We start from the raw sequence: 12,455 nt of genomic DNA on the forward strand, positions 1-12,455 counted from the left end.
ACAAGGCCGCTCCTAATCGCTTTGTAGCATTACGAACATCCCAAACACCTATAGACCTGACTGTGCATTAGAAGGAAAGACCAATGCTGATCACATCCGCAACTCCGCAGGAACTCATTGACTGGTTCCATGCCAAGCAAGAAAAACAGCGAATCATGTGCGTCATGCTGGCGCCGGAATTGGAAGACCAGCAAAAGTTGAAGGACTTGATCCTGGGCTTTTCAGCTGCAGACGCGGTGCTCGGTGGCGAGGTAGCCTTCATTCTGCTCGATTCCACTGGAGGTTCAGCGGTAGGGCTTGACCGGGGTCTTGGTGAGGTAGGGGCGTTTTCAGGAGTGGCTTTCCCCTTACGGGATACCACGAGCTTTCGAGATCTCACTGATGAGTGGGAACACCATCGTGATCATGTAGCAAAGACATCAGCAAGAGGTATGGCCCGGTTCGTTCCGGACTTCATGCAGATTTTCAACGTGGAACCCGCCGACCTCCCATGCCTCTGCTTGGTCGTGCATGGAGTGGATGAGTCCATTGTCCTTTCTTTAGACAAGGAGTGGACAACAGAGCATCTCAAAGAGCTCCTGCAGAAAATCCGCAAGATTGTGGATGGCACGCCTAATTTCAAAAAAGAAATTTCGAGTATGGCAGGCCTGCTGCCTAAGTCCTTGGAGCGAATCCAAGATCACGTCAACAGCATCGGTGCAAAGACGAGCCAGATCTCTAAAATCTTGGATCAGATGCTTCGACGGCATGATGGTAGTGATGAAGATCGTCGGATGGTGGTGTCTTACGTGGCTCAAGGCTGCCAGGGCCGAAAGATACTCGAAGATGTCCTAGCGCGATTCTCCTTCAAAGAATCTGAGAAATTTCTCAGAGACGAGCAAATCTCGCGCCTGTTGAGGCTGTCGGATGAGCTGGACAGCCGTCGAGCACCACTGATTGAGCTACAACGTGGTGGGCTCTTTATCCCATCGGTGACCGAACAGGCTCAGCATTGGATTGAAAGCCGCGACAAACTGTTCGGAGAACTTGAAAGCCTTTTGCCGGGTAAACAAATAGCGACTACCCGGATCAACCGAAATCAGCTGACCCTCATCAAATCGGCCCTAGAACTGGTGAACACCTCGGGTGAGGTAGTGGGCAAGGCGGTCGGGGCGTATGAGTGGATCATTAAGCTGATGGGGAAGGGTGGCTAGCATCGACTACACGACTGGTTCGCAAGTAATGCTTACCAGCATTTCCTGAGCGTTCGAGGCCTGGCTTACTAACCACCGCAGCCCCGACTTGGCAACCGCCGTACGGATAGAAGTTCTCAGGGGGCGCTCGCTATTTGTCGTATTTGGGAGGCAGAGGGTAGTCGTAGTTCACGTTGATCATGTCGAGGTTTTTCAGATCGAAATTTGCATAGTTATGTCCATCCCGTGGGCTGGCCATAAAGCCACCATATACCTGAACGACTAGGGCGGGCTCACCAGTATGCTGCGTACGTTGATCGTATCTTTTCCTCGCGTCGCTATGCTGGCCTGTATGCGTTGATGGGCGGACTTGCAACGACCACGATGACCGCCACAGCAACCAAGATGGGGCGGGCTTCGGCCGCTGTGAGAGAATTGCTGGCTACGGGTACCGCTACCGTCGCCGACAGCAGTGTTTAATAACTTCCTCTAGAATCGAGATTATGAAACGTAAGTTCCTTACAGAATACGCAATTTGCTATATGAATAGTCTAACCGGAATAATCACTGCGGATCAGCTGATGAGTGGCGGAACTCTTCCTCCGGAGGAAGAGCAGCGTCTGTCGAACTGTCACATTTATGCGATTGCAGCGCGCCCATCTGTGAAATTCAAGCCGGAGTCCTTAAAACACCAAAACGAAAAATTCTCGGGCACCTTAACTTACAGAGTTGAAGGCAAAGAATGTGAGTTTGAGTTTGGCAATTATAGCTGGGAATTGGAGGCTGGCGCAGTCAAACTAGATTGCCCGTATCCGCACCTGGTAGTTAATGCGTTGACTCCGGAGGGCAAGGTTACGACTCATATGCCGGCTAACATAATGGCTATGTTAAGAGCGCGAAGCGATACACAGCGTCATGATCTTAATGCTTTTCAAGTTCTCTATATAGGGCAGGCCATTGGGGATGGCAGCCGCAATGCGGTCGATCGGCTGAGCAGCCATTCAACCCTCCAGCGGATATTGGCCCGCGCCCCCTATGATCACCCCGACCAAGAGATTGTGCTTTTCATGTATGAGTTCGGCCACACTAAAATAATGTCCTCAATGGATGGGCGGGCGGTAGGCGCAATAGCTGATGACGAAAATGACGCTCGGTTTGCTAACGCCGTTAAAAATCCCCCTAAGAAAAAACAGTCAGTCGGGATGATTGAGGCTGCCTTAATTCGATATTTTCAGCCTGAATACAATGATAAATTCAAGATCAAATTCCCATCCACCAAACTTAAGACGCTAAAATCATGCTATGACTTGGATATCTCCGCATTGACGGTCGAGCTCGACTCGAGTGAAGTTGGCGTATTTATGTGGTCGTCAAGCGTATCGATCTCAAATCATCACACAATGAGTTTCGATCTCGTCGCACCGTTAAAGAGGGCCTCGTTTTTTAATGCCACTGGAATCAAAGAAATGCCAGGAATAATCAAAGCAACTTTATAAAAGGCCACGGCAGTGATGCTCAATACCTAGTCAGCCGTCCGAAGGCATTTTCGGAAACCAATAATTCCTGAATGCTTATGGCGCCTGGGCTGGATGCCAATCCGCTCGCGTCAGGGTGGCGATTGCTTGGTTAGTTTTGTATGCGTCAGAGTTCAATCGTCTTCAATCGCGAGGGGTTAGTGCTTGCGGCTAACCCTCCAAACGACATGCCCGCGTCAACATACCGAAGCGCCGACTTCATATCCTTCCAGCCCACATAGCTCATCAATCCCTTGATGTCCCATCCATTGGCGGACGCCCAGGTCGCGAAGCCGCGCCGCATTGAGTGGCTGCTATACAGCTCCGATGGCAATCCTGCCTCTTTGAAAATTCGGCGCAGCACAGGAATCAGGCTATGAGGTTGCATGGCTTTACCTGACAGATTGCCCCAGCGATCAATCCGCTGGAATACCGGGCCTTTCGCGATACCGGCAACTGTTATCCAGTTGAAGTAGGCCTCTACGGGGCAGAGCATGGTGAGGGCCGGCGTCTGGAACGTGGTTCCTTCATGCTGGCGATCACCCTTGGTGTAGGGTAGAAAAAAGGTAATTCCTTCACCACTTATGGCTTGGGTATCCTCGACCGTTAGCCTTGCCAACTCATCGCCACGAAAGCCACGCCAAAACCCAATCAAGATAATCGCCACCGAGCGACGATGACGCACTAGCGATTTGTAATCACCCCGTTCACTCGCGGCTGCAGCTTCCCCTTCTAGCCATGTGACTGCTTGCTCTAGATGCTTCAGCAGCAGTGGGGCGGCCTGCTTCACCTTTGCAGGGTGCACGACCCTGATGCCCTTGATCATCTGGCGAACATCAGGCGTCTTGGTTGGATCAGGAAAACCTTGGGTGATGTGCCATTGGGCAAGGGCCGCCAAGCGCTGCTTCAGAGTGTTGATGGAGAGTTTGTCGGCGTACTCCGCCAAGTAGCGAACGACGCCCGCTCCGGTCGTGGGTAGGTACCCGCCCCAAGTCACTTCGAAGTGCTCGATCGCCGCCCGGTAACTCTTTCGCGTGTTCTCCCGGGTACCGGCCCTGAGGTACCGATCTGCCTTTTCCATCGTGCTTTGCCTTCAAAATCGGAGCGTTATGCTTTCCCAATGCCACTAGGAGGTTTTCTGGGCGCAAGAAAGTATCAAGAAGCCATAAAGCACTATTATAGCTTTTTAATTATTGGACTTTACATCCAAAAAATTGGTGATAGCGTGTCACGTAATTACATGACACGTAACACAGCACGAAATCGTAGGAGTTCACATGGCTCGTGGCGGCATTAACAAGGCGGTGGTGCAAAAAGCAAGGCAGTCTCTGCTCGCTAGGGGCACATACCCAAGCATCGATGCCGTGCGTGTGGAACTGGGGAATACCGGGTCGAAGACAACCATTGCCCGGTACCTGAAGGAGATCGAATCCTACGATCCACGCCCACTATCGTCCCGCGAACGCATGGGTGAAGAACTTTCGGCAATGGTGGAAAGCCTTCTGGATCGACTCATAGAGGAGGGTAACGAGTCGATCGAACAGTCCCGATCAGCCTTTGATATTGAGCGTGTAGAGCTCCAGGGGCAGATCGACAGCCTGCAAACTGAACTGACCGCAGCGCGTAGGCAGCTCGACACTCAGCAAGCAGCGATTGAGGCTCAAACTGCTGACTTAAAAACCACGCAGTCCTCACTCCAGGCAGAGCTGACACGCAATGCCGGACTTAATCAACGCTGTACTGACCTAGAAGCCTTGGTCAGTGACCGGGATAAACAGATCCACTCCCTAGAGGAAAAGCATGTTCACGCGCGCGGGGCATTGGAGCACTACCGGGAGTCTGTGAAAGAGCAGCGTGAACAAGATCAACGACGGCATGAATCCCAACTCCACGAGGCCCAAGTGGAGAAGCGCAAGCTGCAGGAAACGTTGGTGCTGAAACAGGATGACCTAACTCGTTTAAATCGTGACAACGAGCGGTTGCTTGGAGAGTCCAGGCAGCAGGTGAAACTGCTACACGGCCATGAGGCGCACATACAGACACTGACTGGCGAGATCCAAGGTCTGAAACTGGCGGAGGCGAGATCCGCCGGAGTTGCTGAGCAGCTCCAGGAACAGATCGCCACGCTTCGACAAGACGCCGCGGCACTGAATGAAGCAGCAGCCAAGAGCGGCGAGCGCGAGCTGGAGGCAAGACTGCTGCTTGTTGCTGCCCAATCGGAGAATGAGCGACTCCGGCGATTGCAGGCTACCGAGGCTGAGACAGATGGAAGCGATTCGAACACCACATTTGCGCCTGCATCCGAGAAGCCAAAGACAGCACCCACAAAACCTTCGAGGAAGTGACCATGAACAAAGCCCCGCTCAAACCGATAGGCCCTAATGAAGAATGCTCCGCGCTTCAGTGGGCTCATCAGCGACTCACTTTTATGCTGGCGAACAGCACATTACCGCCAGCCTTCATACAGCTCGACACCCGCACTCGATTGGAAACCCGAGCTAAGTCAGGTATCGAAGCGGCTGACTCGAGTAAAGCAAATTAGCAGCAGTGTGCCGAGCACCGCCAGCGCATGTTTGAAAGACTTGAAAACCCTACATATTGCGTTATTATCAGGTCATGAACACTACATGCGGTGATTTGCATGCTCATGCCAAGTATCGAACAAGAAGCATCCGAGCTGCTGCGCATGCTCTGGCGCGACCGATATCACCTGTGGGGCGATCAAGATATCACCCCGCTTCAGGCGCGTGATCCGAGAAAGGCGGCGTTAGCGTACGGCTTTGAATATCGGGAGCTTCCGAATCTCGGTGACCCCAAATTCATCCAAGGCGGCTCCGGCCCTAAGATTGCAGGTCTGATCGATCGCCAAGCGAACCGCATCGCCATCTCCCAAGAATTCTCACCCACAGTAAAACTGTTCACGGGTGCTCATGAGATCGGCCACCTTGCTCTACATAAAGGTGAGGTTATGCATAGGGATCGGGCGTTAGATGACCGTCCAGTCGGCGGGCCGCGAAACCCTGAAGAACGGGAGGCTGATTTCTTTGCAGCGTGTTTTTTGATGCCTGCGAAGCTTGTCGCCGACCGCTTCAGGCGTCTATTCCTTTGTGGAGACCAGCTTCACTTTAACGACACGGTTGCATATCACCTCGATGCACATAACATCGAAGGTCTGCTGTATGCCTCGGCAGACTCCTTGGAGCGAGAGCTGGCGCTGGCGCGGTGCCAACGCTTCAATAATCTCAACGTCGTATCGCTTGCTACGCAGTTTGGAGTATCCGATTCGGCAATGGCGTTAAGACTCAAGGAGCTTGGTTTAGTACGCTGGCCGTAGCTTGGGGGCTTGAAGTAGGCGCTAGGTATCAATCGAAGTGCATTAGAATGGTGGGGCGATAAAGGACTGTACGCTCTAGAACCGCCCGACGATGCGTCCTAAACTCCCCGTGAGATGCAGCTCAATCTTGGCGACCAACCTCGACCAGCAGTTCCAGCGCCCTCATGCGCAATCGGATCGCTGTCTTCGATACGTTAAAATATTCGCTCAGAGAATTGCACACAGCATGAAACTGAATGACGTTGTCCCTCTGACTGTCCAGGTACAGATGGCCGTGACCACGGTTTCGGATGCCAAGATGCTGTAGTAACAACCCAAACGCAGCCTGAAAGTCCTCTTTAGGCATCAAGAGACATGAAGCAAACGTATTTGCTTGCCACTCCAACCGCTCGACTTCCCCTTTAGGGATGGTGATCAGCTGGCTCTGGTCAATGTCCTGCGCTCGGATGGCTTCTCGTGTCATGTAGCGTTTATGACCTAGAAAGTGATGCCCCAACTCATGGGCGAGTGTGAATCGGGCCAAGTGGGATTGGCTATCTGCCGCGAAGATTTTGATCTCAAGCGGGTTGAACGTGATACTGCCGAGGGCTGAGCCGGAGTCCTCAATGAAGCTCACGGACAGTCCACTGACATCAGCTTCCCTGGACACTAGCTTGGTTAGATCGACCTCTCCACGGATGTATGAAATGGATTTCAAAGCCTGCTGCGCCAAGCGATCTATTCTGTGCCGCGAAATGAAAGCGACCCTAGGTGTTGCGATAATCGTGGGCTGACGAATCAGACTCAGATCGCCCTCTTCAAAAGCGCTCTCAAGGTCGAGGCCTTTCCAGATGCCTTCCCAGCCATCCGTAAAGCCGGCAGGAGTTACGGCATAGGCGCTATAAACGGTAGGCCGAAAATCCGTCTGGGTTAGGGCGTATTCAATCTCTGCACGCTTACGGGCTCTAGCGCTACGCGCCCCGGTTAGCAGGGCGCGAGGAAGCTCCCATCTAAACTCAGATTGATCGAAGTAACGCAAAACACCGAAGCCTCGGTTCCGAGCAATGTTGAACGTGCCGGACTGAAACGCACTAGCGGACGCAAAAATACCCTTTGCATTGAAGCCGGCCACTTGACTGATCTTTGATCCAAACTCTTCGATGTCCCCCACAGGCACTTTGCCGCTGTAATTCTTGCATTCGATGAGCACAAGCAATGATGGAGTCTCGAAGCCAGGCAGGAACGCTTCGACCGAAATATCAAAAACGATGAAGTCTTCTCGGTCACGCGAGTAGTAGCCTTTCTTCCTGAAAATTTTGCAGCACTCAGGTCGGAAGACATAGAAGCGACCCTCATTGATCTCACGAGACAGGAACTCAAAGACCTGCTCTTCAAATCGGTCACCCTTGGCATAGGTGCTGAGCGCTTCAATTTCCATATGTAGGGCGGACTCCTTGGTAACGGATCAGAATGTCAGTCGTGCGTGAATAGATAGCCCTCGAGAAAAGGATTACCACCGGGCATGCTGGCTCTCAGCTCGGTACCATGATGGTCTTTTTTCCTACTTTCATGTCAATGACCAGAAGGTTAACGCCCAGACACCCGCTGACGACATTGTTAGTTTGGCCCGCCGACGTCATCTGCGTATCGCTGGATTTCGCTCCGCCTGATTCTCAAGGACACTCGTCAGGAAGCGATTATTTCAAAACCACACCTAGAGGCAATATGGCATCCTTGACTCTATATTGACTTTTGAAGTCGCACCCCCTGAATTATCGGAGTATTAACATGCAACGGACGCCTAACGAGCTCCTCAGCCGACTATTCGAGTACGCAGAGGAAAGCCTCAAGGAGCTTGATCCGTCGCGCTATCAACTATCGAGCTCTGTTAATGACGTGTATCCACCGACAGGCCTTCTAGGTCTTCCTGGGCTGCACTTTGATCTCCAGTTCCCAGGCGACAATGTCTGGCTGCAAATCGAACGGCTCGAAGAGTCACGTGCTCCAGCACCAGTTGATGGAAGCTATAGCTCTGTCATCAAAGCCAGTGACAATCCCTCCAAGCCACCATTGCTCTCTGAGCAGGTGCTCCTCCAGTTAATCCGCGAACAGCAAGACAAAGATCCGGGTGGGGATATCGCCGCAGTGGAGGCCGAAGTACGCGCGCAAGCTTCGGCTGCTCTTACGGCGTATCTTGTCCTGTGGCACGAATGGGCTGAGCTTGAGAAACCACGTCGCAAGACCATTAGCCTCTATGGCGACATGTTTGCATTGATGCAGCAGATGGAGACGGGAAAATCTGCTCGCGAGCTGGTATGGGGCGTGGGCGTTAGCGCTTGGACGTTAACGATCAACGATGCGCAGCACGGATTCAATTATCCATTGTTGACCCAAGCCCTCGACATCTCTTTGAACGAGGAGAGCATGGCGGTCGAAGTTCGCCCGCGTGCCACAGATCCGATGATCGAGTTCGATGCGCTGATCAACGCCAATATCCCTGGCGCCAGCGAGTGCGAAAGTGCTATTCGCGATCATCTAGGCAGACATGTCGACTCCCCTTTGAACCCATTCTTGCCATCAACCTTTGCTGATGTACTCAAGCTCTCGGCCAGAAGCCTAGACAGCAAAGGCAAATATCTGGAGGTGATGGGAGACGGTGCCCAGGGCTTCCCGGAACCAGGTGACACGCTGCAGGTAAGCGATACATGGGTCGTGTTTGCGCGCCCCAAACCCAGCAACTGGTTGATCAACGACCTTCGAAAGATCCGAGAGAAACTTAAGGACTGTCTAGAGCTGCCTGCCGGCCCGCTTGCGTTGGTCACCCCGGCATCGACGATTGCAATCGATTACCAGCACGTCAACTTCCGCGGGCTGTCCAGCCGAAGTATGGATGGATCGACGGCTGAGCCCAAGGAACTGTATTTTCCCCTCCCATACAACGACGAGCAGGTCACTATCGTTCAACGTCTGGAGCACGCACCAGGCGTGGCGGTTCAGGGCCCTCCCGGTACCGGCAAAACCCATACGATCGCCAACATCATCTGCCACTACCTGGCGACTGGCAAACGTGTGCTTGTCACCTCACGTGGCGAGCAGGCCCTGAAGGTACTCCAGTCGAAAATACCGGCTGAGGTTCGGCCACTGACGGTTGCGCTGCTGACCAGTGACCGCGAGGGGATCCGGCAATTCCAAGGCTCGATTGAGGCTATCCAACACCAAGTTTCGCAAATCAATCCATCACTTGCTCGGGGAGAGATTGATCGCCTGCACCAGTCCATTGATCTTGCTCATACCGAGCTGGTGAGGCTTGATCGCCGCGTCAATGAGATTGCCCTGAATCAGCTTTCCGATATCCAGGTAGGCGATGCCAAGTATCGTGCGGAAGAGCTTGCTGAGCTTCTGATGAAGGGCGGCGACCAGTACGCCTGGTTTGACGACGAACTTTCGTTGTCTCCCGAACACTCGCTGCCTTTTGACGATGAGTTCGGTAGGGGCTTAAGACAGGCCCGTCGCGACCTCGGGCGTGACCTTGTCTACATCAATTCCAGTCTGCCTGAAGTTGAGCAATTACTGGCAGCTGCGGAGATCGGCAAGCTCCACGGCTCACTCTGCCAGCTAAAGTCGCTCGAATATGCTCTAGGTCAGGGGGATCTCATACCCCTGAAATCCGACAGTGAAGCCGTTGTCGCTGCCGCCAAGAATCTAGATTTGGAGCTGGGTCATTGCGAAGAAAAGCTTGTGGCGCTGCACGACGACGGGGACTGCGAAATTCTTTGGTCGCAGGAGCTGCGACTCAAGGCGGCAGGTGGACGGTACGACAGTGAAATCTCAGTCCTAGTAGGCATGCTTCCAGCCGCCCAGGCCTTGATGCAACGGCGCAAGGTCATGCTGGAAAACTTTGTTGAATTCCCAGAGGAAGCCTTGGATTGCGAGAAAACATCTGAGGCCGTGGATAGAGCTACCGAAACAGGAAAGCCTTTTGGTCTGATGAGCTTCGGAGCATCCCAAGCCAAGACACACGTCAGCAATGTCCGGATCAATGGCTCAGCGCCAAAGTCTGCCGAGCAGTGGAAGATCGTCCAGGACTACCTGAAGCTTTACGCGGACGTGAGATCCTTCACTGCGCGTTGGAACCCTCTGGCCGAGACACTGGGGATTCCGCGACTTCAAGCGGGAACGGCACATCTGCGGCAACTGGAGATCACCGTTAGTACAGTTCAGGCTGCGCTCGAGCTCACCTCACTGTACGCCGAAAAAGTACAGCCACTCTGCGAGGCGGTCTTCGCAGATGCGCCCGATAACATGCATAGGCTGACAATCGTCGAGATTCGTCGCCTGCGGGATCACCTCACTCAAAACCTTGCTCGATTAGATCTCAGCATGGCGTGCGCCTCACTCGCAATTCTGCAGGCCAAAGTCGCGGGCGATAGCCCAATCTCCTGCCGGCTTCGTACATTCGTTCTGGAGTGCCTAGGCAGCCCGGATCAAGATACGCATCGGGTCGTGTCCCAGTATGTCGACCTGCTGACAGAACTACAGCGGATCAGAGAACTCGGTGGCCTCCTGAATTATGTCAGGGAGGGCGCGCATCGGGTGATGGCAGCTGGAGCGGAAAATCTTTCCGGTCGGTTGCTGACCGTTCCTGTTGAAAACGGAGCTGAAGACCTGGCTTTCCCAAGTAGTTGGAAGGAGGCGTGGCAGCATGCGCAAATACGCTCTCACCTGCAGAGCATCGAAGCGCGTCATGAGCTCGTCGAGCTAAATGGCAAGCGAGTAAAACTCGAAGCTGGCCTGGCACGTATGTATCGGGAAGTGGTGAGCCGAGCGGCTTGGCTGTCCACTAAAGCCAATGCCAGCCCGATGGTACTGCAAGCACTAGCCGGCTACTCGACAGCGATACGCAAGATAGGGCAGGGGACAGGGCCGAACGCGGAGCGTTATCGCCGCGATGCTCAGCAGTGCATGCAGGATGCTGCCGGTGCCGTGCCATGCTGGATCATGAGTCACGCCAAGATTTCTGAGTCCATGCCGGCGGAAATAGGCGCCTTCGACCTGGTGATTGTGGATGAGGCGAGCCAGTCAGACTTATGGGCTTTGCCGGCTATCGTCAGGGCCAAAAAGGTACTGGTAGTAGGGGATGACAAGCAAGTTTCTCCCGATGGTGGCTTCAAATCCGGCAAGAGGATCGGCGAGCTTCGTAACCGGTTCCTGAACGACCAGCCCTATGGCGCCGACATGACGCCGGATAAATCTCTTTACGATTTGGCATCGCGAGTCTTCGCTGGCCATATGGTTATGTTGCGTGAGCACTTCCGCTGCGTTCCTCCCATCATTTCCTATTCCAACCAGTTCTACGGCGGTGCGATCCAGCCCCTTCGAATCCCTCGACCATCCGAGCGCCTCGATCCACCTCTAGTGGACATTTATGTCAAAGACGGAGTGAGGAACAAGAAGGGCTGCAACAGGCTTGAGGCAGAAGCCATCGTTGAAGAAATCCAGGCACTTATCAAGGATGACAAGTATGCGGGTCGCACGATTGGTGTGGTAACGCTGTTAGGGGGCATGGAACAAGCCAAATTCATCGATTCGCTAGTACGTGAACGATGCCCGGCCGTTGAGCTCCACGCTCGTGAATTTGCGTGTGGTGACGCCAGCACCTTCCAGGGAAGCGAGCGCGACATCATCTTCATTTCCATGGTCGCAGATCCAGAGAACTGCCATCCGCTTTCAGGCATTGCTGCTGAACAGCGGTTCAACGTAGCCGCAAGCCGTGCACGCGATAGGATGTACCTGATTCGATCGGTGACCCTAGATCACCTTTCCCTGAAAGATGTTCGTCGTACACTCCTGGAGTACTTCAGCAAACCACTCACAGAGCAGGAGGTCGATCAGGATGGCCTCTTCAAGCTTTGCGAGTCTGGATTTGAGCAGCAGGTCTTCAGCAGACTGGTTGAGCGGGGCTACCGCGTCATCCCGCAGGTGAAGAGTGGGGCATTTAGGCTCGACATGGTCGTCGAGGGAGCCAACGATAATCGTCTGGCAATCGAGTGTGATGGAGATGCCTTCCATGGCCCCGATCGCTGGGAGGCAGACATGAATCGCCAACGTATCCTCGAACGTGCAGGCTGGACGTTTTGGCGGTGCTTCGCTTCGTCATGGAGCATGCATAAGGAGGAAATCTTCGGAGAACTTCTGCAGCGCCTGGCTGAGCTCGGGATCGAACCGACTAATGCTCTGGAAAAACTCCCGGCTGTTGTAGAGCTACGGGAGTGGGCATCCGCGGTTAGCACTTCCATGGAGGAAGATGACGAGGGCATCGGCGAGTTGACAGTACCACCGGCTATCGGCGAGGAGCAGCAAGTCCTAGCGATCTGAAGAGTTGGAAAGACTGCGCGCGAGATGACTTGCGCGCGTCAGTCCCAAAACAAAATTTCCAACTGGAGTTCAACGGGCACT

7 protein-coding genes are annotated in these 12,455 nt (G+C 53.7%); 5 read left to right on the forward strand and 2 right to left on the reverse strand.

What is annotated here, in order from left to right:
* Positions 1-83: 83 nt before the first annotated feature.
* Positions 84-1,193 (forward strand): hypothetical protein, encoded by a 1,110-nt coding sequence (locus EJA70_RS13745; protein ID WP_158831363.1) that lies wholly within the window; start codon positions 84-86, stop codon positions 1,191-1,193.
* Between the two features lie 482 nt (positions 1,194-1,675).
* The gene (locus tag EJA70_RS13750) at positions 1,676-2,668 is read left to right on the forward strand and encodes a hypothetical protein (protein WP_158831365.1); all 993 of its coding nucleotides are present in this window, start codon (positions 1,676-1,678) and stop codon (positions 2,666-2,668) included.
* A gap of 145 nt (positions 2,669-2,813) precedes the next feature.
* Here the strand turns inward: EJA70_RS13750 and EJA70_RS13755 are convergent, their stop codons facing one another.
* Positions 2,814-3,767: a site-specific integrase gene (locus EJA70_RS13755; protein ID WP_158831367.1), complete on the reverse strand. Its 954-nt coding sequence runs from the start codon at positions 3,765-3,767 to the stop codon at positions 2,814-2,816.
* A 196-nt stretch (positions 3,768-3,963) separates the two neighbouring features.
* Between EJA70_RS13755 and EJA70_RS13760 the strand changes: the two genes are divergently transcribed.
* On the forward strand, positions 3,964-5,031 hold the full coding sequence (locus tag EJA70_RS13760; protein ID WP_158831369.1) for a DNA-binding protein: 1,068 nt from the start codon (positions 3,964-3,966) through the stop codon (positions 5,029-5,031).
* Positions 5,032-5,327: 296 nt separating this feature from the next.
* Positions 5,328-6,020, forward strand: coding sequence for an ImmA/IrrE family metallo-endopeptidase (locus EJA70_RS13765; protein ID WP_158831371.1), 693 nt, complete (start codon positions 5,328-5,330; stop codon positions 6,018-6,020).
* Between the two features lie 121 nt (positions 6,021-6,141).
* Here the strand turns inward: EJA70_RS13765 and EJA70_RS13770 are convergent, their stop codons facing one another.
* A complete protein-coding gene (locus tag EJA70_RS13770) occupies positions 6,142-7,437 on the reverse strand; it encodes an ImmA/IrrE family metallo-endopeptidase (RefSeq protein ID WP_158831373.1) in 1,296 nt (431 codons plus the stop codon).
* A 350-nt stretch (positions 7,438-7,787) separates the two neighbouring features.
* Between EJA70_RS13770 and EJA70_RS13775 the strand changes: the two genes are divergently transcribed.
* Entirely contained in the window at positions 7,788-12,374 is a 4,587-nt protein-coding gene (locus EJA70_RS13775) for an AAA domain-containing protein (RefSeq protein WP_158831374.1), read from the forward strand.
* Positions 12,375-12,455 lie beyond the last annotated feature (81 nt).

The sequence above is a fragment of the Pseudomonas sp. PB103 genome (assembly GCF_009764635.1).
Lineage (GTDB): Bacteria > Pseudomonadota > Gammaproteobacteria > Pseudomonadales > Pseudomonadaceae > Aquipseudomonas.

Excerpts from the sequence above, each read along its gene's own strand:
- EJA70_RS13745 (WP_158831363.1), top strand. The coding sequence starts at position 84 with ATGCTGATCACATCCGCAACTCCGCAGGAACTCATTGACTGGTTCCAT.
- EJA70_RS13750 (WP_158831365.1), top strand. The coding sequence starts at position 1,676 with ATGAAACGTAAGTTCCTTACAGAATACGCAATTTGCTATATGAATAGT.
- EJA70_RS13755 (WP_158831367.1), bottom strand. The coding sequence starts at position 3,767 with ATGGAAAAGGCAGATCGGTACCTCAGGGCCGGTACCCGGGAGAACACG.
- EJA70_RS13760 (WP_158831369.1), top strand. The coding sequence starts at position 3,964 with ATGGCTCGTGGCGGCATTAACAAGGCGGTGGTGCAAAAAGCAAGGCAG.
- EJA70_RS13765 (WP_158831371.1), top strand. The coding sequence starts at position 5,328 with ATGCTCATGCCAAGTATCGAACAAGAAGCATCCGAGCTGCTGCGCATG.
- EJA70_RS13770 (WP_158831373.1), bottom strand. The coding sequence starts at position 7,437 with ATGGAAATTGAAGCGCTCAGCACCTATGCCAAGGGTGACCGATTTGAA.
- EJA70_RS13775 (WP_158831374.1), top strand. The coding sequence starts at position 7,788 with ATGCAACGGACGCCTAACGAGCTCCTCAGCCGACTATTCGAGTACGCA.